Origin of the sequence: Methylomonas sp. (assembly GCF_023228165.1) — a bacterium.
Classification (GTDB): Bacteria; Pseudomonadota; Gammaproteobacteria; order Methylococcales; family Methylomonadaceae; genus Methylomonas.
The window spans coordinates 172,885-195,254 of the sequence record NZ_JALOBS010000004.1 but is presented as its reverse complement, the minus strand read 5'-3'; the positions used below and the strand labels follow the sequence as shown (position 1 = coordinate 195,254).

Annotated in this window: 15 protein-coding genes; all 15 read right to left on the bottom strand. The window is 56.1% G+C overall.

The features are described 5' to 3' along the window. Positions 1-13: 13 nt before the first annotated feature. Complete coding sequence (locus M0R33_RS04795) at positions 14-1,027, bottom strand: serine hydrolase (protein WP_292565859.1); 1,014 nt, start codon at positions 1,025-1,027, stop codon at positions 14-16. Between the two features lie 26 nt (positions 1,028-1,053). Then, positions 1,054-1,425: a papain fold toxin domain-containing protein gene (locus M0R33_RS04790; RefSeq protein WP_292565857.1), complete on the bottom strand. Its 372-nt coding sequence runs from the start codon at positions 1,423-1,425 to the stop codon at positions 1,054-1,056. A 167-nt stretch (positions 1,426-1,592) separates the two neighbouring features. After that, positions 1,593-2,117 (bottom strand): transposase, encoded by a 525-nt coding sequence (locus M0R33_RS04785; RefSeq protein ID WP_292565854.1) that lies wholly within the window; start codon positions 2,115-2,117, stop codon positions 1,593-1,595. 210 nt (positions 2,118-2,327) lie between these two features. Continuing rightward, positions 2,328-2,549, bottom strand: coding sequence for a hypothetical protein (locus M0R33_RS04780; protein ID WP_292565852.1), 222 nt, complete (start codon positions 2,547-2,549; stop codon positions 2,328-2,330). A 33-nt stretch (positions 2,550-2,582) separates the two neighbouring features. Then, complete coding sequence (locus M0R33_RS04775; RefSeq protein WP_292565849.1) at positions 2,583-3,044, bottom strand: hypothetical protein; 462 nt, start codon at positions 3,042-3,044, stop codon at positions 2,583-2,585. 332 nt (positions 3,045-3,376) lie between these two features. Further along, a complete protein-coding gene (locus M0R33_RS04770; protein ID WP_292565847.1) occupies positions 3,377-4,351 on the bottom strand; it encodes a tetratricopeptide repeat protein in 975 nt (324 codons plus the stop codon). Beyond that, positions 4,351-7,860, bottom strand: coding sequence for a DUF4157 domain-containing protein (locus M0R33_RS04765; RefSeq protein WP_292565844.1), 3,510 nt, complete (start codon positions 7,858-7,860; stop codon positions 4,351-4,353). The genes M0R33_RS04770 and M0R33_RS04765 overlap by 1 nt, the downstream gene beginning before the upstream one ends. Next, entirely contained in the window at positions 7,860-9,812 is a 1,953-nt protein-coding gene (locus M0R33_RS04760; protein ID WP_292565841.1) for an ATP-binding protein, read from the bottom strand. The genes M0R33_RS04765 and M0R33_RS04760 overlap by 1 nt, the downstream gene beginning before the upstream one ends. 10 nt (positions 9,813-9,822) lie before the next feature. Continuing rightward, positions 9,823-11,388: a hypothetical protein gene (locus M0R33_RS04755; RefSeq protein WP_292565839.1), complete on the bottom strand. Its 1,566-nt coding sequence runs from the start codon at positions 11,386-11,388 to the stop codon at positions 9,823-9,825. Further along, complete coding sequence (locus tag M0R33_RS04750; RefSeq protein WP_292565837.1) at positions 11,385-13,247, bottom strand: hypothetical protein; 1,863 nt, start codon at positions 13,245-13,247, stop codon at positions 11,385-11,387. The genes M0R33_RS04755 and M0R33_RS04750 overlap by 4 nt, the downstream gene beginning before the upstream one ends. A gap of 21 nt (positions 13,248-13,268) precedes the next feature. Then, positions 13,269-14,975, bottom strand: a complete 1,707-nt coding sequence (locus tag M0R33_RS04745) for a hypothetical protein (protein ID WP_292565834.1) — start codon at positions 14,973-14,975, stop codon at positions 13,269-13,271. A gap of 2 nt (positions 14,976-14,977) precedes the next feature. Next, positions 14,978-16,819, bottom strand: a complete 1,842-nt coding sequence (locus M0R33_RS04740) for a hypothetical protein (RefSeq protein WP_292565833.1) — start codon at positions 16,817-16,819, stop codon at positions 14,978-14,980. A gap of 15 nt (positions 16,820-16,834) precedes the next feature. Next, positions 16,835-17,776, bottom strand: a complete 942-nt coding sequence (locus tag M0R33_RS04735) for a hypothetical protein (protein WP_292565830.1) — start codon at positions 17,774-17,776, stop codon at positions 16,835-16,837. Position 17,777: 1 nt separating this feature from the next. Then, positions 17,778-20,177 carry a phage tail protein gene (locus M0R33_RS04730; protein WP_292565828.1) on the bottom strand — a complete coding sequence of 800 codons (2,400 nt, stop codon included), beginning with the start codon at positions 20,175-20,177 and terminating at the stop codon, positions 17,778-17,780. A 4-nt stretch (positions 20,178-20,181) separates the two neighbouring features. Continuing rightward, positions 20,182-22,356, bottom strand: a complete 2,175-nt coding sequence (locus M0R33_RS04725) for a putative baseplate assembly protein (protein ID WP_292565826.1) — start codon at positions 22,354-22,356, stop codon at positions 20,182-20,184. Between the last annotated feature and the right edge of the window lie 14 nt (positions 22,357-22,370).

Genomic DNA, 22,370 nt, shown 5'->3' with positions numbered 1-22,370 from the left:
CGCCTCCCAGCAATTAATTTGACGCCAATACATAGTCGTCAAGCTTGACGGCAAGCTCGCGGATGATTTGCGGGCTGGAAGCACCAAGCACCACCACCGCGTAACGAATAAGACGCCCATCGACACTACCACGCTCTATAACGGCGCAGTCGTGATATTTTCCGCCGTAGATACCGACTTTTGCATAAGCAGAGTTGACGTTCCGGGGTGGTCTGGCACGCATCAGCCCTTCTACAAACCAAGTGCCAGCCAGCCCCATGATTCTTCGCATTTCCTTGCTTGCCGCTGGGCTTACAAGGCGGTTGTCTTCTAAAAGTGCTAAAAACTTGGCAACAGTTTTTGCCGTTGCCCCTTGGTGCGTCAGTTTTGTTCTCGGTTCCGGAATCCAATTCCGTCCGGCATAGTTGCCGCCCAACCATAAACCGCCAGCATTGAAGCTGTATAAGGCTTCCGCCTCAAGTGCGCCATTGATATATTGAAAGCCAATCAGGTCGATGCATATCGAAGCCGAATGATTGTTAGAGTGACCAATCATCAACTCCATGTGGTGCATAAATTCTTTCGTAAAAACGAGTGTCCAACCGCCCTTTGCTCCTGTGATATCGAATATTTTCGAGAGTTGTGGAAAGTCACGGCGACCCGAAGGGACCGCTGTTTCCACCGCGTCTTTCCAGTCCAACGCGACGGCGTTAAGCGCGTCCTTACCGATAGTAGCGCTTGTTTCATTGACTGCAACACCAAGATTTTCTTTTAATCTGAATGCGGCGAACATGGCTGCGATCTTGACCAGACTTGCGGCATTTCGAAACACTCTTTCATTCCAGCCCGCCGAAGTCGTGAAGCCCGCACCATCCGCTCGGCGACCTCGGTGCGTAAGATCGATTACCACAACCCCTAAATCCTTGTAGCGCTTATCCTTCCCCAGCTTGGTCATCATGTCGATTGTGAATGGATCTATTAACCAAAATACCTCGGGTGCATTGAGAGCAAATGGCGGATTGAAGCGGGTTGAAAAGATATCGAACATGGTAGCCTCGGATTTATACTAAAAAATCAGAACGGATCTTGTTCCGTGAGTTCAAACGAATGCACATCGCAATCAAAGGTATCTAACCACCCTCCTCGCGCTATCCCCTCTCGATGTACATTGTCAAACACAAATCCGTCAACATAGACGCCGAAATGCTGGCCGGTGTTCGCTATTGCTTCGTCACCTTGAGTCGGGAACGGCAGCTTGAATCGCGAATCTTTCATGACAATGTACCCACGGCCACCTTTCGTTTTGAGCCTGAGGATGCATCCCTTTTTTCCCGCTGCACTTAGTACTTGCCTTAGTTCAATTGCACACTCATAACATTTGTTAAGGCCAAACTTCCGGGTGACGCTGAATGCGAGCGCGCGAACGTTTGATATTGAATTTGCCATATTAATTCCGTCTTTGATTGCACAAAGAAAACACCCAGGCTACTTGCTACGAGCTTTCTTGACCCACTTGCGTAGCCTGGATGAAGCGAAGCGCAATCCGGGATTGATAGCCTTCAGGCCCCGGATTCCATTTTATTTCATCCGGGCTACGCTGGCTTCGGCCGATTTCATTCCGCCCCCTCGATATTCGAATCTCCAACACCTCCCCAGTCAAGCGGATACGCGCCGCGCCGAACAAATAGGTGAAAGTTTGAATAAGGCCAGTCGGCCACGTATTTGACCAAGCCATGTTTGACCGGATTCCAATGCAGATAATCGGCGTGGTGTTGATAGTCCCGATCGTCACGAATGGTGTGTTCCCAAAACCGCCGTTGCCATAAGCGGTATTCACCCCTTGAATCCCGTGTCAACGGCACACCCGAACGGCGTAATTCACGGGTGAAACAGGCTTTGAGCGCTCGCCAGCGCCCGGAATAATCGGTGTCACCGTCAGGCAAAGTCCAGATGGCATGCAAGTGGTCCGGCAAAATGACAATGGCATCCAGCTTGAAAGGCCGCTCCTTCAGCACGATTCGAAACGCGCACCGCAACAAATCCACATGTCGCACCAACGCATCCGAAGACCGGTCACGTAAAGTCACGGTAAAGAAATAGGTGCCGCCCGCAAGCCGATTCCGCCGATACAAAACCATATCATGCTCACCAAAAGTATTAAAAATTGCGCATCGTAGCCCGTATGCAGCGCAGCGGAATACGGGAATTCAGGTCGACCCTACCCTGGATTCCATTTCATCCGGGCTACGCTGGCTTTTACCTTTCAATTCATCCGCTTATCGCTTAAGTAAATGCCCCCGTTTGTGCTTTAGGGCCGGGATAGTGCAGAAATGTTCGGTTACCGACCATTACCGGCGTCTTACCAGTTGCGAATAGGGCGGCAAATTCGAACAAATCCGCGCTGCCTCGGTATAGGCCTCTTCGAGATCCTCCGCAGCAGTCTCGAAATCGACGAGGAGTATCTCGTCTCCGGGAACAAGCACCTCATCGGGAAGCGCTCGCAGCCTCTGAATTTCGGCATCAACCGCTTGAATCGCCATCACTAGCGTCTTTCCACTCACTTCCGGCATAGCATCGCTCCTAGTTTACTTTTTAATAATCTGTCACTTAACTCGGGAAAGTTCTACCTGTTTTACCACGGCATTCCGTGCAAAATTGTCGAGCGCCCCCTTAAAAGTCCCTACGGTCATCGGATTCTTTGGCTCGATTTGATAGTGTCGCCCTTTAAGATTACCGGCTCTGTTTGTCCTTACGCTTTTGCCTTTTTTAATGAATAGACTTTCCGGGTATTCTGTGCCGTTCGGAACCAAGAAATAGCGCCAATTGCTGTAGCCAAACCAACCTTCAACGTCGAACATCGACGTTCCGCCACCCTTTTGCACCTTATCCGATATTATTTCAACATCAGCAGGACTTGTTCTTTCGATGCCTGAGCTATCAGTATAAGTGGAGGTTTCGAATCGAGGGTAGAGTAATCCAGCTACCGGCAGATCATCGACGACAAATGGACCATCCATGCAGCCGTTGATTATTGCGCGGTAAAGGTTTTCAGTAGTCTTTGCCATTCAATTCACCCTAATGTCTAATGTTGGCGTGTTTCCCGCTGGGTGGCAATCAGACGGAACGCACCAGTTGAAAATCTTATACTCTAGACTCAGATGACAGTATCGAATCCACCTTGTCGCTGAGGAGTTTTAGACTCATGATCATAACTAACGGCCTAATTCGCGAGTTGACCGGCAGGTTATCCTGCATAATGAGTAAATCGGGCATATAGGTAAATTGCAACTCACTATAGCCGGTGGTAATCAATCGATATCAAAACAACCCGACGTAACCAACATCAGGCGTCTGTATTGTGTTGTTATAAAGTGTCAAACCCTATAAGCAAATCAACTCAATCCCGCACAAACTCCGAAATCTTCTGCCGGTAAGGCGAGTCGGATTGTTCCAGGGCGTTCCACACATCAAAAGCCTGCGGTTTTTCGCCGTTTTGATACAGGCTCAGGCCGTAATAAAACACCACCCTATCGTTGTGGCTGTCGTTGCGATACAAAAACTGCATGTGCTCCAGCGCAGCCTGGTTTTGATTTTGCGACAGCAGCAACACGGCTAAATCCAAACGCACGGTGGTTGCGTCGGGATAATAGTTCAGCAGGGTTTTAAAACAGTCCAAGGCCTGCGGGGTGTCGCCCAGACTCATGTAGACGTAACCCAAATGGCGCAAGGCGCTGTAATTGGCCGCATCCAGCGACAGGGCCTTTTGCAGGGTTTCCCGGGCGGAGCCGTAATCCTGACGCAGAAACAGGCTGACCCCCATCTGAGCCCAGGCATCGGCGTAACCGGGGTTGATCTCCAGCGCCTGCTGATACCAGTCTATGGCCTCCGAATGGCGGTTTTGCATTGCAATCGAACCGGCCAGCGAGGTGATGATACGGGCGTCGTATTGGGCATTGCGATAAGCTTGCCGCCAGGCGTTTTCCGCGCCGGCGATATCGCCCATGTTCAGCCGCAAGCGGCCCAGATTATCCCAGACCTGTGCATTGGCCGGGTCCAGATTGGCGGCCTTGAGCAATAAATCCAAGCCATCCTGTACCGAGCCGGTCATCGCCAGCACCTGGCCTAAATTGCCCAGGAAATTGGCATTTTTCGGCGCCAGCTCCACGGCATGTTGCAGGTGCTGCACGGACTCCTTCCAATGCCGTTGCTGCGCCAGCAAAAAGCCCAGGTTGTTATGACTGGTGGCGTTACCGGCGTCGATTTCCAGCGCCTGCCGATAGCAATCTGCGGCTTTGCTGAATTTACCCTGTAAATGTAATTGGGTGCCCAAGGCATTCAACTCGGTGATCTGTTGCTGGGTGGTGTCATCCATCAGGCTATCCTGTCTATCAAACCGCTCAAAATCGCATCGGTATCAATGTTGGGGGTTTCGAATTGTACATCGCTTAAGGATATATCAAATGGCTGACCTTCTCGATAGTGAATTGGAAAACGCACCCCGAAAGTAAGATCGGAGCCGTATTCGAACGAGGCGAAATTCCAGGTTTCTTCATATACCGTTTTCCACAGCACCTCTACTTCGACGAAACCAGCAATATCGAATGTAAATTTGGGTTGGGCGTGGATATACCCCTCGGCATTGATCGCCAAGCCGGTGGCTGGCGTCCAGTCGAAATCCACCGCCGCCTCGGCCGCGCCGGCGATGCCCAGCTTTCCACCTATTTCCAGCCCGCCGCTGGCACTGGCGCCGGGAATACCCAAACCGATACCCGCCCGCACGAACAGGCGAATGCCGGCGTCGGCCGGTATATTCAAGTGGGCGTTGCCAGTAATGTGAGTGCTTTGCTCGTCGCTGGGTTTGTAACTAATCCCCAGATTCAGCTGATCGAGTTGGCCTGGTCCGAAACCGGCCTCCACATCCACCCCGCCTTTGATGCGGGCGGTGATCCCCGGCACGATGGGAATTGAAGTGCCGATAGAAAACAGGTTTTTATCCACCGCTTTGCGCGGCAGCAGGTCTACCGCGTTGGGCAAGCCGATTTCGCCGACCACGGTGACTTCGCCGGTCGGATCAAAGGCGACACCGACCGTGCCTTTCAGCCAGGGCGCGATCTGCACCGTTACCGAGCCGCCGCCGAATACCACCAAATCGGGCGTCGGTTCGCCGGTCGGTAGACCGGCGGTATCCAAAGCACGGTTAGTGGCGCCCAATTTGACGCGTCCATCCAGCATGCCGCGTTTATAGACGGCTTCGCCCTCTATCATAATGGCGCCGTTGTCGTATTCAATTCGCAACTGGCTATCGAAACCGGGAATAGCCGGCACAGCGGTGCCGCTGGCCTTGAGCGAATATTCGTCGGCGCCAGCAGCTTGTTGCAGCTCGGCGCTGATATGGCCGCTTTTAATGCCGGGCACGTCGGCGGATAAGTCGAAGCTGCCGGCAATTTTGAAGCCTTCTTGCTCCGATTTCGATACCGACAGACTGCCTTTGTCGACCCCGGGAATATCCAATTCGGCTTCACCGCTGGCCGCCATTTCGTTCTTGCCGAATTTGGCGGCAATGGTGGCTTTTTTGATGCCGGGAATTTTATGCTCAGGAATCCCCAACACCCCCTCGCCGCTCAGGTCGCCATCAATATAGGCCAGTTTAACCTTGGCCGGATCGAACATTTTTGAGTCGAAATCGAACTGCCCCTCCAACGCGAATTGGGCCTCGGCGCCGGCCTTACCCGCCGAGGCGGAAGCCCGCACCATACCCTCGCCTATCCGGTCTATGCCGAAGTCAATCTGGCCGGCAATCATCAAATTACCTTTCGAGCCCACCGCCAGGGTCATGGTCGAGGCGCGTACCGCAAACGGTTTAGGGAAATCCAGCGTGTCGGCTGAAATCGATGCGCTCAACACCACTTGATCGCCAATCAAGTCCAATTGCAACGGTACTTTTTTCAGCAACGGTAAATCCGAATGCACCTGGCCCTTGGCGACCAAGCCAAGCTCAGGATCCAACTGCGCATTAAAAATTTCGATGGGGCTCAGGCCATAAAGCTCCAGGGTACTCAATACGCTGCTGGCTGCGCGGTTAACGCTGACTTGAGAGACATAGCCACCGAAATCGACCCAATCGGTCTCGGTGATTTCAAAGTTTTCCAGCGAGGCATGCTCGACCCCCTTCAACGCCGGCAGCGAACCTTTCTTATCCCGAAACGCCTGACCGGAAAAATAACCGCCCTTGCCTTTTTCATATTTGACATGGGTGACGGTAAAATTTTTACCGAACGGAATTTTGACGTCGACTTCGGTACCCTTGCTCATGTCGACATCGCGCTTGCCGCCGCCTTTTTCCGAGGTGTATATGGCGATCTTGTCGGGACTGCCGCGCAGGTTGAGCCTTTTGATGTCCCTGGCTTTTAATACCTTAAGTTTTTTCAGCGGTTCCAGTTTATTGACGTCATCCGCCTCCCAAAACACACTGCTGTCGCCCTTAACTTTCAGTTTGCCGTCGGTTTTCTCGAAAGTGATGCTGTAATGCGGACGCAGCTGGGTTTTGACGTCTTTTTTCTTGCCGGACCACAAACTGGGCGCGGCGGCATCGGCCAGTTTATCGATACGCCCGGTAATTTCGTTATTAATCATCGACCCGGAACTACGATTGATACTGTCCTGCAACAACCACAAATTGCCGATCACGTCGGCCTTTTCCTCGCCCACCAACTGCACTTCGGCCTTGTGATCGATGTCGTAAAACTGCCGATTGCCACTTTTATCCCAATAAGGTTTATTCAGGGATTTAACGATATTTTGCAAATCGCCGGTGACGAAATTATCCTTATCCTGCAATTGCAGATAATACAAATTAGCCCCGGTATCGTCATCTTTAATGCCGGGTGCCTTCTTGCTGGTCAGCCAGGCGCCGACGTCGGCCTCGGCGATGACGATATTGTCTTTCCAGATTTTTTGCTGTTTGGTGTCGCGCTCATAATCCACTTCCTTCTTAGGCAGTTTGATAGGTGGCGGCGTGTACTTTTCCTTGAACTTGGGCAGCGAAATGGTAGGAATCGAAATGGTTTTGGCGTCGTCGTCGAGCTTGCCCAGTTTTTTGTCTTCAAACACCTTACCGCCGCCCGAGGTTGCGGGTGCGGCCGGCGATTGGGCTTCGGCGCGCGCCACACCGTCGCATTGCTGCAGCACATGCGTTAATTCGTGCGCCAATAATTTACGCCCCTCGACGCTATCGGGCGCGTATTCGCCGGTGCCGAAGAAAATATCGTTACCCACCGTGAACGCTCGGGCGTTGATACCGGCCGCCAATCCCGCCGCTTCACCGCCGCTATGGATACGTACGGCGGAAAAGTCGGCCTGCAGCTGTTGCTGCATGTCGTTCTTCACCGACTCCGGCAGCGGCTCGCCCTTGCCGCGCAGACTGTTGATGCGCTCCTCGGTGGCCTGATCGATTTGCAGCGCATCGCCCTTGGCTTGCACATTCGGCTTATCCGGCTTTTTATTCAGTTTGTGGTCGGTTTCTTTTGCGAGGTTTTGCTCGGGTTTGCGGCTCAACGTCGATTGCGGTTTTTTATCCTCGGTTGCCGGTTTACGGGATAAGCTTTGCTGCGGGTCGCCCACATCCTGGCCGGGTTGCAAGGTCGCTCTATGCACACTGTTTTTTTCCGCGCCGCCTCCCGGTTTCGGGGCGCGACTAACCCGATCGGCAACTTGATCGGCCTGTTGCTCGTGGGCATCGCCAGGCTGACTGACCTTCATTTTGGCTTGCAGATAACCCGGCGTCTTCATATCCGCCGTTCGCGCCACCGGCTTTTCCGTAGCGGGTTTGGCGGCTTTATTCAGTGTTTTCGGTTTGCGTTTCAAACCTTGCGCGTTATCCATTATGCCCTCCTGAACCGATCCAACTGCGGCGGTAACTGCCGGCCCAGTTTTTGATATTCCCAGGCCAGAGCCTGCAAAACGGCGGCCCTGCCGAGTTTATCGTCACTAAATACCGCCGCATTCAGAACCGCGTTGCGGATATAACCACCCGGCAATTCGCAATGCTGCGCCAACAGTTGCACAAAATCGTCTCCCGGACCACGCGCGCCGAAATGACTGAGCCAAAGCCTTCGGCGCTGCTCGACATCCGGCAACGGAAACTCCAACACCGCGTCCAGCCGCCGCATAAAGGCTTTATCGATACGCGCCTGGCTATTGCTGGTCAAAATAATAATGCCGGGATGATGTTCGATGCGGGTTAACAGAAAATTAGTCAGCATATTGGCGAAACGCTCGCTCGCCTCGCCGCCGTCGCTACGTTTGCCGAACAAGGCATCGGCCTCGTCCAGCAACAGCACCACATCGTGATCGGCGGCCTGATCCAGCATCAGGCTGAGGTTTTTCTCGGTTTCGCCGATGTACTTGTTCATGACTGCGGCTAAGTCCACCCGATACAAGGGCGCCGAAAAGCTGGAGGCTAAATAACTTGCCGCCAGGGTTTTGCCGGTACCGCTTTCGCCGATAAACAAGGCCCGTACGCCCAGGTTTTCCGCTGGGTCGAACGTGGCGCCCAGGCCGCGGCTCATGGACTCCCGCCGTCGGCAGCGCAAACTGAGATGCTGCAATTGTTGATTCAACGCCTCCGGCAGGATCAGCATCTCGGCATCCACCCGCCGTTCCACCGGTTGGGCCAGTAACCGTAGCTGATCGGCGCTTTGCGAAAAACGCGCCTGCAGCAAATGTTTGTCTTGCAGTGTTTCCTGATTTTGTATGGCCCGCAGTTGCGCCTGCTCGGCAATGGCAACCACGGCCGGCGCGGATAATTGCGCGGATTCGGCAAGGCCGGCGCTGTCGAAGCCGGGTAATAAGGTCTGCCATAAGGCTTGCCGTTGCCGATGTTCTAATGCACCGACCGACAACTCCATGACATCGGCGGCATCCACGCCGCCGTCGCGGCCCAGGATTACGGCAACAGGCCCTTCCCGCAACACCTCGGGCAGCGCCAAATGTTCGCCCGGCCCCAGTTGCGGCTTGAGTATCGGCAGCCAGTGGCCGTATCGTGCCAATAAGCCCAGTTGCCGGTCGTGAAAAACAGCAGTATCAATGACAACGGCCCGCAATCCCAAACTTTGCGCCAATCTGCCGGCCAGCAGCAAACAGTTTTGCTGTTCGCCGCGCAACGCCACGGCGGCAATACGTTTTTGCCCCAATAACTGCGCCAATTGCTCGCTGCGATGCAGTATGTCGGACGGTAACAATGACGTTTTCGGAACGGCTAAAGGCCGGCAGCCGGTCCATTGCATGGCTTTACCATTCAGTAACTGCCAAAGTTGCGGCGCCATTTTCATGCGCCTGAGCGGCAGCGGCTCATCCCCTTCCAATTGCAAAAAGCCGTTTTTCAGCAAGGCATGCTGGTATAAATCCACCGCCGAGTAATTCTGCTGAAACAAGCTACGGCACATGGCGCTGATCAGGTGCAATTCCGGGCGCAATTGTTGCGGTTGCTGCAATAAACCGATCAACAAAGCAGCCTGATGATGGCTTTCCACCACCCCGCATAAACTCAGCACGAAAAAATCGGCCGCGTTTAAACCGAAATCGCGCACCACCTGACCTAAATTACCCGATAAGCGGGGAAGACAGGCATCCAAACTCTGGACCAATTCCAGCCAACTGCGATCGGGTTGTTGCAAGATGCGTTGCAATTGCCGGGTGGCGTTCAGTTCCTGAACCAGCTCAGGGCTCTGCGGCATCCGCATGTCGGCGAATATGGCCAAAGCCGTTAGCACCAGGTTTTCCGCCAATTCCTGTCCGGCATCTATCATCACCCTGGGCGGCATGGCCTGCGTCATGATGCAGCCCTCAGATAAGCGGCAATTCGCCGTAATGAAATTTAACCACTTTGCCCAGCCAGGGCAACCAGCCTGGGTCGATATCCAGGCCCGCTCGACGCACATCCGGATTCACGCTGTCCAGCGCATAAAATACATCGACATGACAGGCATCGATCTCTATCAGCCCCGGTATGGCGAAAATATCCCGATTGAACAAGGATACACCGTAACGCTGCCGGCCCCAGTGCAATAACGCGTGCATCCGCGGCATGGCCGGCAATTGCCGCAACTGCTCCGGCGTGGCGTAACCGCAAAAAAACGCGAATAAACGCTCCAATCCGGGCTCGGCTGCCCATTCCATGGCAACGGCCAATTGCCACAGCCAACCCCAGGCAGAGGGATAGTCGCGCGTTTGCGGCTCGGAGCATAAACACGCTTGCACCCCCGGCAAATTCAGGAAATTCAATAAATAAAATATTCCGCCCTGCTGGGTCAACAGGCGGCTGGGGTAACTACAGCCGCTGTCCGGAACCGGATCTAACTGGCATGCCGGCGGCGGAAATGGAGCCGTTCGCTCAGCGATCAGGTCGGACACGGGTTGCACTGGCGGCCCTAAAACCGGTTCGGCCATGCTGCCTGATTTTTTTTGCTCGGTTTGTTCCGTTGGCATGCCGGTTTCAGCACTGCGACTGCGGCTTGGCATATCTGCTGGCATAGCCGGCTTTAGGCTATCGCTATCGACGCCCGCATCAATAACCTTGGCTGGTTTGTTAGCGGCAGCCGAACGCATAATAGTGGTGTTTTGTTCGGCCCGAACCAGGTATTCATTGCGCCCGACGGTTTCGGGCTGACTGCTCCCTATCACCATCAATTGCTGTAATACCGCTCGATATACCGGCAGCATCTCGGCCGCTTGCCGTTTTAAGGGTTGCCATTCGCGTAGCGCGATCAGCGCGGCCAGTTGCATTACCTGTAGCGGCAAATCCGCCCCGGCCAGCACCGCGTGCCACGGCGCCAACCAGTGCGGTGGCACGCTTAATCCAGCCTGAAAAGCGCCGGACAAACTTTCGCATTGTTTCAGTTCATCCCATTGCGGGCACACCACTCGGCATAACTGCTCTATCAGCGTGTCCGTCAATTGCAGGCAAAACCAGCGCAACTGATCGTGCCTGGCCAACTGGGCAATCAGGGCCGGAATTAAATGTTGCTGTTGTTGCCAGCAACCGGACAAAGCGGTTTCCACCGGCAGTTGAAACAGAACGTCCCACTGCCGCCAATACCAGCAGCGCTTGTTCCGCAGCAAATCGCGGCTTAAACAAGCCAATAACTCGGCATAATCGGCAAAATACACGGCTTGCTGCCGGTCCGCGTTTTCCTGCCAACCCGACACGGCGGCATCGCGACAGGCTTGCGCCTGTTCGGCCAAACTATCCGCCAGTTGCCCGGCGGGTTTATGAGTATGCAACTGTCGGATAAACAGATATTCCCTATCCCGCAAGCACGGCCAAGCCGCCCGTTCCAGATCGGCGACCACTACTTGGCGCTGGCTGTCCCGGCCCTTGAAATGCAAGCGGTCGATATGAATCGCATTCACTTCACGACAGCCCTGCCCATGGCGACCTTGCCGCTGACGCTCAAGCCTTCCCGGATCGTGATCGGTTGATAAACCTGCATCAGCGTGGCCACCGTGCCGTTTTGGTCGTGATCGTCCACCCGCAGCATACCGACTACCTGCCGTTGCGCATCCAGTAGTTGCAAGGCCTGCCCCGGCATGGCGGCCCGGTTCAGATTCAAGCGCAGCAACTCGCCGGGCCGAAAGATGCCCGGCAGGGTTTTTAAATTGCCGTGCAAAATCCGCTCGGGATCGTCGGACGCCGCTATCAGCAGACAGGCACTCAGTAAATGGCTGATGGCGGTGTGGCTGTTATCGCCGGCATTATCGGCCAGTTGCCGATAAAACCAGTTCACCAGATCCACCAGGGTACGTACCCGGTTGAAATCGGCTTTTTCGATATCGGCCAGATTAGGCCAACGTTCGGGTTGCTCGATCGGCAGCCGTTGATCTTCAACCAATTGCGCCCAACGAAACCGTATCGACGGCTGCACGCCGGCCAATTCGCGCAAAAAACAGCTGCCGGCCTGGGTGAGCTGCTGTTGCAAGGTTTGAGCTTTGCCGGTCAATAAACCGCGCGCGCCGTTCAGGACATCTTCCAGCGATAACACCGCATGTGCGCTGCTGAACTGCTGCTGCAGCGATTCGGATTGCAATACGGTTTTACCGGCGAATACCGACAACACCTGGGTATTGACTTGCAGCAACGGCATCAGCCGTACACTGGTCTGGCTGGTGGCGGGCAGGCTGCGACTGACTTTACTGCTCAAGCGCTGCTGGCGAAGATCCAGCAATTGGGTTTGCCGCAAGCGGCTGGGCAGCAAATGGGCATCGTTTTGCAAATTGCGCCAGTCGGCCAGCGGAATATCCAACACCGTATCCATGAACGGCGCCAAATCGTCCGGCAACTCGGCATCGCTATCCGCGCAACCCGGCACCACGTCAGCGGCGGAATGGCCGCGTAAAGCCAAGGCCTCCGGCAACAAGCGGCCGGCGGCGGTTTCCCGGACTCTGACGTAATATAAGCCGGTATAGTTTTCCAGGATATTACGGCGGGTCTGAAAATGGGTTTCCACTTGCTGCCAGTCGTCCGTCACCAGCCGTTGCGCCAGCGCATAATCGCCTACATCTTCCAGTCGGCCGCGATTCAAGGCATCCAGTTGCTGACGAGCCTCGGTGATTTGCACCGCCAGTTGTTGTTTTTCATCGCGCAAATTCAACAATCGCTTCAAAACCGTGCGTTGCAGCAGCAGCAATTGGTTATGCAGATTGCCGACAGTTTGAGTTTCTTTCAACAACAACCGGCCGCTATGAAACAGCAGCGACGAGTCGTCCTTTAGGGCGCTGATATCGGCTTTGCGGGCGGTAAAAATATCCTGGAAACTTTTCAGCTGACCGTCCCGCATTTCCTGTTTGAACAGCTGCGCCACATCGGCATCGTCCTTATAGCGGTTCAAAAATGCCTTGGTTTTGGCCTGTAGACTGGCGTTGCTATCGGTTTCCTCCTGGCCCAGATCGTCCTGCAGGGTTTTCAGACTGAGATTGAACAAACCCAGCACCGTGTTCAGGCTGTCGATATGCGAAATCGACGCCTGCTGATCGGCCTCGGGAGCAGTAAAGGTTTCCTTGGTGGGCGGTTTATAGGTCAGATCGTATTTCAGCAAGTTACTGCTGAGCATCACCTCGGTATTCAAGGCCTGTTGGGTCTGAAATACGTTGCTCTGCACCTGCAGCGCATGATCGGCAGCCAGCGGCTGGTTTTGGATAGCGACCCTAGGCTGCACATCGACGCTGGCAACGTCTTTCACCAATTCCTGGTTGAACACGATTTTGTTGGCCATGGCGGTTTCCTCTATGCCTGATTATGCGGGTGGGGTTTTGCTGGAAAATTTGATGTCCGGTAACCAGCGTGCTACCGCCAAACCGCTGCCGTCGCCCGGCACGCCGCCTGCCAGACGGGCAAAGGACAGGCTGACATGGTCGATTTGTTGGCGTTGGCTGCGCTGCATGTCGGCATACAAAGTCAGCAAGTCGGCCAAGTCGTCTATCAGTTGTTCGGTATGTTCAATCCGCAGGCTGACATCCAGATACTGCTTCAGCAAGCCGTTCGCCTCGCTGGGAGGCGGGGCGCTCCAGTCGAAGGTTTCGCCCACGGGCGGCGGCGGAATGCTCTCGGTATAAGGTGCGGGCAAATCGGGATTGATGCCGTTGGCGGCGGTTTGCCAATCCCGACTGACGGCGATCAGCCGGCTGAAAAACAGCTCCGGGGTAATCGGCTGGCCTTCGGCTTCGGTGTCGATTTTATCCGGCACGCTGAAGAACAGGCGTTTGCCTTCGCTGGTTTGAAAATCCGCCGGCTGCAGATTATTAAACAAGGCGTCGTACTGCACCACCCAGTCTTTCCAGCTATCGTGGGCGCGCTGGGCGTAGCGATACAATTCCTGTTGCATTTGCCAATCCGGCAGCGGCAAATCCAATAAATCGGCCCGGTAATCGCTATCAGCCACGGCCAACAGCAATCTTATCCGGTCGCCGCCGACCTGTTCCAAATCGATGGAGGTACGCGGCAATTCGCGGGCGATCAATCCCGGTACCTGGCTCTCGGCGATCGGCGCCATTTCCACCTGCAAATGCGGCGGAAACCAGTGCGGCTTGGGCAAGGTAGCCACATCGTCCAGAAACAAGGTCGGCAATACCCCGGCGGCCGGCAGATGCGCCAAGTTAAAACTGTCGATCAGCGTCTGGCGGGCGGCGGCATCCGCCAAATGCCAGCCGTTGAAGTGCTGTTGAATGGCTTGACTGGTATGCGACAGAAAAGTCCAATAATTGGCGTCGGCCTTGGCCGGGAAACGCCCCGCCACCGCATCGAACCACAGCACCGCATCGTTTTCCACCGCCAACATGCCTATCGGCACCGCGCCGTTCGCCGCAAACCAGTCGGTGGCCAGGTGCTCGGCCAACAGGCGATTAATAGTCAAATCCCGGTCGGCCTTGGCCGCAACCACCGCCTCATCGGCCTCCCAAACCGGTTGCAGGGTCAGTCGGGTGACGGTTTCGATACGGGCGTCACGCAACAAATCCAACTCGTCGCGCACGCAGGCGGCGAACTGGCCGCTTTTATCCACCGGCTCCAGTTCGCGTATCACGCATAAAAAATAGATGCCGTTTACGGCGCCGAGCGGATTCAGCTCCCGGCTGCGCCTAGCCAGATATTCGGATTTTTGTTCCTGCCAATATTGATCCAGCGGAAAAATCATGTTGACGATTTTGCCGTCGCCGCCCACCGCCAGCCCCGGACGCACTCGAAACAGCCAGTCGCTGGTTTCGCTGTCTGCCAGCGGCACTTCGCCGGCGGCCACTTCGAGACCGTGGATAATGCCCGGTGCATGTCCGCACAGTAACGGCGCCAGACGCTGCTCGGCATAGCTTTGCATGATGTCGAATTCGCGCTCGCCCAGGCTGCGGCCGGCAAATAGATTCAAGCGCAGGCGACCCTGCTGTTGCAACGGATCGGCCGCCAACCCGTTGCCGGGCGCGGCTTCGTGTAAACGTATGCTCTGATGACTCATGCCTATCCCCCCAAAAAGTCCTGTACGCGTTTCCACAATTGCAGTTGGTCGTCTTTCAGACCGAAATCCGGACCGGTATTGATCATGAATTCGTGGGCCGGTTTGCCGGCTTGCAGGGTTTCCAGCAGATTCAGCAACAATTTTTCCAACAAACCGGCTTCCAGACTTTGCAGCAGGCTTGGCCAGAAGGCCCGGTCGTAAACGCTATCCAGTAACGCCAGTACCCGGCCGGTCAACTCCTGCAATTTGGGTTGATTGGCGATGTTATCCAGATATTTGCGGGCAAGCTCCACTATGGTTTTATCGCGCACGCCGCGCGCTTCGATCTGTGTCGCCAGACCGCCGCCGGTTTGACCGCCGCTGTTCAGCAACGCATCGTAGTCCGCTTTCAGTTTGGCGTATTCCTGCTGAACCGATTTCAATTGTTGCCGGCTGGTCTGCAGTTGGGCTTGAAAAGCGTCTCTGGCCTGTTCGGCTTGCAGCAGCCGCTGGTTAAGTTGTTCCAGTTCGCTGTTATCGGGCGGCAAGGCATCCGGTAACTGGAAACCGCGCGCCAATACCACGGTGCTGACATGATTCTCCGCGATGCGGGCCGGACGGCGCAGATAACGCAATTGGCCGTCCGCCACCCGGTCCCAGACATTGCGCCAGTAATTGGGCTGGCTGGTATCGACAAGCGGGCGCCGCAATGGCCGCACGCTCAAGCTCAACGGCAACAAGCTGGGCAACAAGCGGCTGGACAAGGCGAACGGTTGCTCGGCGGGCGTTGCGGTCGGCGCTTCCAGCCGGCGGGCGTAAAAATTGAAATCGGCATCCGCCAATGGCGCCAGTATCATGATGTCCACGTCCGTGTCCTGACTGAGATTAATCGCTTGTTCCAGCATGGCTTCCTGCTCCAGCACCGGCAAATCCTCCTTGCGAACCGGCACGATGCTGACCTTGAAACTTTCCGGAAAAAATCGTTGCAGCGCCGCTTCCGGGTCCACGGCCTGCTTGGGCAGAGAACCGAACGGCGGCAACCATTGAAAAAATTGCCCGGCGCTAAATGCGGCCTGCAAGGACGACCAATTGCGGGTATTCAACACCTCGGCCAGCAATTCCTCGTAATGCGCGGCCAGCAACTGTTGCAAGGCATTGCCCTGCAGGTGTATGCCGGCCGGCCTGTACAACAAGAACCGATCCAGCCACTGACCGACATTATTGTCGATGGCCAGTAAACCCAGCGCCACCGCATCGTCGGGAATTTCCGGCAAAGGCTGCACCTGCGGCAAGAATTTTCCGGCCAGCGCCGCCCGGGTGCTTAATTCGCTGCCGGACGGATAGCTTTCCCGCAACGGTACCAAGGCCAGTTGCACACCTTCTTCATAACTGTTGATGCGCGGTTCGATTTTTTGGCCGATGTCTTCGGGATAGGTTTCGGCGATACCGACGCCTTTTTCGGTGTATTGCAAAATCAAGGCATACAAGCCGCGATTGAAATAGCGTAACGGCGGCTGGTTGATCACGGCGATGGCCGCCCGCTCGGTCAAGTCGATGTTCAGGCTGTTGACCGATTCCAGTACCCTTCCCGAAGCGGTGATGGCCAATCCGGGACTAACCGTGATTTTTTGCGAGCCGCTCAATTCGGCCCGTAAACCTTTCACCACCCCGCTACCCAGCACCCGGCCGGTTTGCAACAAGCGTTCATCCAGATATTGCTGGTCGCGGGTCAGATCGGCGGCTTTTAACAGGCGGCCGTCGAAATAATTGCTGCGGGACAGAAAAGGATCGAGACTGCTTTTTCGCAAACCGTCCTGACTGAACTCGGGGGCCACGAAGGGCTGAAATCCTATGCTATGGCTCATGTCACTCTCCTTTACTTATGGGGCTACAGACCGGTGCAGGCTGATTAATTGTTGCGGGGTGGCGACGAAGGGTCTGAGCAGATTATTGATTTGCACGCGCTGCGGATTGCTGACCACCTTACGGTCCGGATTCAGTTGAATGCGGATGCGGGCCAACAAGGTTTGGGCGGCTTCGGTTTCCTTGACCAGCATATCCAGGGCACTTTTACCGGTACCCAGGGCATGCAGCATGGCCGCGTTCAGATTCAGCAGACCGTCGGCATCGGCATGAGCGGACAAATAGGTTTTTTCGTCCGGGTTCAGCGCATCGGCCGGATCGGCGGGTGCGTGGCCGTGTGCGTGGCCGGCCCGCAACGGCTCCAAATAAGCCGGCGGCCCCCACGGCGCGAAGGCCAGGTCGTCGAACAAGGGTTTTTCCGGGGTCAGCTCCAACAGAATACAATCCTTCAGGCGGCTGGGCTGCACCGGATCGGTACCGGCATTGATTTTGGTGGCCATTACCGGTTGCAGGCCAGTGGGCTGTTCCTGGTAGCGGAACACCACTTTCAGCCACAAACTGTTATCGCTGCCGTCAAAACCACCGTTACCGACCTGCCAGATCCGTTCTTTATCGCTATGCGCTTCCAGCCAGTCTTTCAGATTGATGCAATAGGGTTCGTACGAGCTGACCTCCCGGCCCAGACCGTCGATACCGACACCCGGCGAAACGATTAATTTAGTCAAGATATGCTGATCGGCATTCTCGGGTTGGTCGGCTTCTAGACTCACCACCAGTCCGGAAACCGTGCCGTAGCCGTGCAACCAATATTGATGCCGCACCAAGCGGCGGCGGTGATAATCCTGTTCGCTGCTGGTGGCTTCCACCCCCAACAACATGCCCGGTTCGAACACCACGCGCTTCAAGGGTGTTTCGAATTGGCCGTCGCCGATCAGACTTTGGTCTTGCATTGCGGTCATGTCAGTCTCCTGCGGGTTCGGGTGAGGTCGCCAGTTCCGGCGCCAGAGCAATGGCGTTTTGCAACACGCTGTCGCGGCCCAGATTGATACGATCCAAAATCAGCTTTTTCCAGGCCGGGCTAAGTTGCAAATAACTATCGATTTGTAACAGCGGCGACAAACCCGGCACGAAGGAATAATCGCTGGTCTTGACGGCCCACTGCAAATGCGCGGGTAATTGCTGCTGCAAAATCTGTCCGACAGTGGTCTGCTGATTACCGGCCGGGCCATGTAATATCACAGTCAGTCTGTGACTGTAACGATCAAAAAATTCGGCGACGAGACGTTGATCGTCGACGTTGTCCTGGACCAATTCCGGCGCCAACAGGGCCAAAAATTCGCGAGCGTTATCGGCGCTTAAAATCAGGCTGTCGCCGACGATGCTGTTGCCGCTTTGACCGGTGCCCAGGGTCAAGGGGTGTTGTTCATCGCTCAAATCCAGCCCCAGGATGGTGGCCAGGGTGCGGCGCAAGCGGAAATGCTCGACCGGGATCACCTGACCACGGCTGACGCCACCATCGGTGGCAATGTCCAACGCCAGACACAGGCCGGCCATGGTGCCGCGCCGGCGCTGCAGCTGGCCGCTAAAACTCAACCAGTCGCGTTGGCGCTGTTGCGGCCAATGTTCGGGTAATACCACCCCCACCATGCCGGCCAAAGTCTGCAATTGCTGGGTCGGCGCCGACCGCGGATCGACCAGTATTTCGCTGGCCGCCACCCGGTCTTCGATAGGCGTCAATTGGCCTTCGAAGCCTGCCAGCAGCCGTTCGCGAAAATCGGCGCTATTGGCCGGACGCATGTCCCCTTCCACCGCGCGTTCCAGCTGATGAAAGTGGCGTGGCAAATAGTGTTGCTGCCAGGAAAATCGCGGAGTATAGGCGCGGATGCAATGAATGGCCGGCGTATGGCGGCCGTCGCCGTTCATTTGCAGTTTCAGTTGCAAATACCGCCCGCGCAGTTCCCGGCAGGCGCCGGATTGGCGTTGCAGCAAAATCTGATACAAACCTTGATAAGGTTGTTGCGGGGTCTTCCAGCCGGCATAAAACGGCAATTCCGACGCCATCGGCAACCATAAAGGCTCCGGTTGCAGCTGCCAGTCGGCGTCGGCCTTGCCGTCGGTTTCGTCGTAGGCGCGGGCGTAAACCTGCAAGGCGCAACCCGCCGGAATGCTGGCTTCCAGATACAGTCGGTGCCAGAGCAAATCCGGGCTGCCGGCATCTAGGGCTTTATCCAGGATGCAAACGCCGTTTCGCGGAAAGCGCGCCTGCGGCAACGGCAATAACGGCATGGGGCCTTGTTCGGATTGATAACGGGTTTTGCCGTCCAGCCCGACCATGAATCTGGGCGAATGCAGCGACAACATCCGGTAACGTTCGCCACTGAGCCGCGCCGTGCCTTGCTGTTTATCCAAAGTCACCACCGGGCAATCCCAATCCCGGCGTTCCGAATCAGCCGCCGGCTTGGGCACCAGCAAGGCCAGCCGGTCCGGGGCAACTACCGAGCAGTCGATGGCAAACGGCAAGGTTTCCGGTAACAACACGTCCAGAACCGGCTGGGCGGCATCGTCGCTCAAGGCCCGTATCAACACATGCTGGCGATAACCCGCCTCGGTTTGCCGATACACCAGCAGATATAAAAATTCCCGATCGACGCACATCGCCAGCAGACCGTCGTAAAACCCGACATCCTGCCGCCATTGTTGTTGCAGGGCATGCGGATTGGCGGTTTGCGGATAAAACGCCAAAGCCGGCGGATGATAGGCCTGCGGCAAGGGTTCGCCTTGCGCCATCGCGATAGCCGCGCGCGGGTTATCGTCGGCATCGATATATTGGCCCGCCAGCCAGACTCGCCGCCGGCTATCCACGCAACAGCGTTGCGGCGCGATATCCAGTCCGCAACGCTGTTGCCAACGGCGCTGCAAATCCATCACGATCAACGCATTTTCGGCGCCGGATGCCACCAGGGCCGCCAGACTGCCGCCACCGATATGCAAATCCACAAACAGGCTGAAATCCGGTGCCACCAACGGCGCCAGCGTTAATTGGTCCATGTTTTGGGCATCGGGATCATGACTACTGGCCCGCACATCCAGCCAATGGTTGCTTTGCCAGTCCGCCTTAACCTGAAAGCGCTTGCCGTCCGCGCTGATTCCGCCGATCTGACCGTAGTTGTCTATCACCCTTGCCGGGGCATTTTGCCAAGCCGACAAAGCCAGTTCGGGGCTAATTTCCGGAAAAAAATGCGCCTGCTGCTGTTCCAGCCTGAAGGCTTGTTGCTGTCCATCCCAGACAAACTTCAGCGAGCGGCTGGCAAAGTCGCCGCCTGCCTTTAGCAATAAAAACGAAGTGCGGTTGCTGTCCATGGGCTTAGCAAATGTCCGGAATCACGGGAGTGGGAATCCAGTCTTTTATGGCGTCCCGTTCGCCGGCGCCGCTGACGATATTCGGCGCTTGCGGCGCTTCGCCGGGGCTGTCGGCCTGTACGCTAATGCCGACCAGTTCCGGTAATTGCCAGGGCTGTAAACTCAGACTTTGACTCTCAGTTAATGTCTGCCATTGCCCGGCGACATTTTGCACGTAAAGCAGCAAGCCGCCTATGGCTTGCACGCCGGTCACCCGGCCGGCCACGGTGCGCAGTTCGTTGACGTCCACAGCCTGCCCCAACGGCCAGCCCTGGCCGATACGGCCGCCCGGTGCCAGCGGCCACAAAAAATTCAGCAGGCTTTGCTGCACTGCCTTGTACACCTGCTGACGGGTTTGTGGGTCCAGTTCTCGCACCGACACCGCAATCGCCACCGGCACGTATTCCGGACTCAACACATATAATTCCGTACCCAGCAGGCTACGCTCGCTCAAATAACCGTATACATCCTTCAACAGGCCGACGCTGGTGCGCGGGAAAGCGCCGATAGCCTGCTCGGCCGGCGGCAATACCAACACGCTGATCACGCCGGGCACCTCGAAACGGGCGGTGGCCAAGCTGGAACCCGGCAGGAAGCCGCTGAGCAATTCGGCTTTCGCCACCGGGTTGATCGGATTATCCAAGGCCAACCGGGTGAAATCGTCCCGGGTCACGGCACGGTTGCGGTGGCTTAAAAACGCCGCGATGCGCTGCTCCATTTGGGTAACCGTTTCGGCGTCCATGCCGCCGGCGGTCGGAAAATCCTGCCTGACCTGCAAGCCGGTAGCGGCATTTTCCAGTACCTTGAGGCTGTTGGCGGGCAAATTACCGGCCACGCCGCCGCCATGCCGGTAATAGGCGGCGCGGATACGTTTGCCTCGACCCGGCAGTTTGCCGCGAAAACCATCGCCAAATCGCAGCCAACCTTCCGCCGCGTCCAGCATGTAAACCTTATCCTCGGCCCCGGCCGCGCCGAAATGATCGACTCGCCGCCAAGGCAGGAATTGACCGTTTTCTTCCACCTCTATTTGTGCGGATTCGGCATCAATATTCTGTTGCGGAAACGTCATTAGCTGATCCGGTTGACCACTAGCCAGACCCAGCATCACATCGCGCTCGATAGCTTGGCCAATCACATCCACCGCGTTCACGGCCAGATAACTCAAGCTTAAATCCGGTTGTTCCGGACAGCGCAGCCGCAGCCAGAACAGCATTTGTTCAGGCTTGGTCGAACCGGGCTGTTCCGGCGGGCTGTTACGTAAGCCGGCATTAGCCGGATCGTCGGGCAGGAAAGGTTGCAACAGAGAGCTATCCTTGGGCAAACGCAGCCGCACCACACCAGGCCGCCGCGCGCCGTTGGAACTGTCGGCCAATTGTTCCAGCGGCAGGTAATCGAAATCGCTGACGCCTTGTTGCTGCCAGGCCAGCTCCCACAACAAGTTACGCGGTAAGGGCTGGCTTTCCTGTTCAGCCGGCAGTTGGTCGGCCGGGGCGATGCCGATATTCAAGGTAATGCCGGCCAGATTTTTGACCAGTTCGGCTTTTTGCGTTACCAGCGCCAACGGCAGGCTAATCCCCAGATACAAGGCATTATCGACTGTGGCGGCCAGTTCCAGACTATCTCGCCCCGGTAATAAATGCCGGGGTCTGAAAGGGATGGCGGCGTTGCCGGCCGGCGAGGTTAATTGCAATTGCTCGGGCGTGATGCCGAACTCCGCCAACTGGGCAGTGCTGATGGTTTCCTTGCACACCACATCCAATAGTAACGGCGTCGGCTGTAGATCGCCCACCGTGCTGAACCATTGCTTGCCGGCCGGCAAGTGGCTTTCGGCCGGAATAATGGCGGCCAGATTGGCGGTGCGCTTGCGGGTGGCATCTATGCAAACCAAGCCCTTGGCTGGAATCGCCGGCCGCCGGGGTATTTGCAGCAAATTTAAAAATGCCTGCCGTTGCCGTTCCGGAATCAGATTGGCGCGGTACAGGATGGTTTCGGTCAGCCAGGCGAATACGTCCACCAAGGCATGCACCGGGTCGCCGGGCACGATTTGGGTCAGCTCCGGCAGGCTGTTCAATAAGCGGGCCTTGGCCTCTTCAACCAATTCTTCGAAGCGACGGTCGTCAAGATTGATCATGGGTTTCATAGTCACCTTCGTAT

What these genes read in the sequence shown, in the direction of transcription:
- M0R33_RS04795 (WP_292565859.1), bottom strand. Translation starts at nt 1,027, where the DNA reads ATGTTCGATATCTTTTCAACCCGCTTCAATCCGCCATTTGCTCTCAAT.
- M0R33_RS04790 (WP_292565857.1), bottom strand. Translation starts at nt 1,425, where the DNA reads ATGGCAAATTCAATATCAAACGTTCGCGCGCTCGCATTCAGCGTCACC.
- M0R33_RS04785 (WP_292565854.1), bottom strand. Translation starts at nt 2,117, where the DNA reads ATGGTTTTGTATCGGCGGAATCGGCTTGCGGGCGGCACCTATTTCTTT.
- M0R33_RS04780 (WP_292565852.1), bottom strand. Translation starts at nt 2,549, where the DNA reads ATGCCGGAAGTGAGTGGAAAGACGCTAGTGATGGCGATTCAAGCGGTT.
- M0R33_RS04775 (WP_292565849.1), bottom strand. Translation starts at nt 3,044, where the DNA reads ATGGCAAAGACTACTGAAAACCTTTACCGCGCAATAATCAACGGCTGC.
- M0R33_RS04770 (WP_292565847.1), bottom strand. Translation starts at nt 4,351, where the DNA reads ATGGATGACACCACCCAGCAACAGATCACCGAGTTGAATGCCTTGGGC.
- M0R33_RS04765 (WP_292565844.1), bottom strand. Translation starts at nt 7,860, where the DNA reads ATGGATAACGCGCAAGGTTTGAAACGCAAACCGAAAACACTGAATAAA.
- M0R33_RS04760 (WP_292565841.1), bottom strand. Translation starts at nt 9,812, where the DNA reads ATGACGCAGGCCATGCCGCCCAGGGTGATGATAGATGCCGGACAGGAA.
- M0R33_RS04750 (WP_292565837.1), bottom strand. Translation starts at nt 13,247, where the DNA reads ATGGCCAACAAAATCGTGTTCAACCAGGAATTGGTGAAAGACGTTGCC.
- M0R33_RS04745 (WP_292565834.1), bottom strand. Translation starts at nt 14,975, where the DNA reads ATGAGTCATCAGAGCATACGTTTACACGAAGCCGCGCCCGGCAACGGG.
- M0R33_RS04740 (WP_292565833.1), bottom strand. Translation starts at nt 16,819, where the DNA reads ATGAGCCATAGCATAGGATTTCAGCCCTTCGTGGCCCCCGAGTTCAGT.
- M0R33_RS04735 (WP_292565830.1), bottom strand. Translation starts at nt 17,776, where the DNA reads ATGACCGCAATGCAAGACCAAAGTCTGATCGGCGACGGCCAATTCGAA.
- M0R33_RS04730 (WP_292565828.1), bottom strand. Translation starts at nt 20,177, where the DNA reads ATGGACAGCAACCGCACTTCGTTTTTATTGCTAAAGGCAGGCGGCGAC.
- M0R33_RS04725 (WP_292565826.1), bottom strand. Translation starts at nt 22,356, where the DNA reads ATGAAACCCATGATCAATCTTGACGACCGTCGCTTCGAAGAATTGGTT.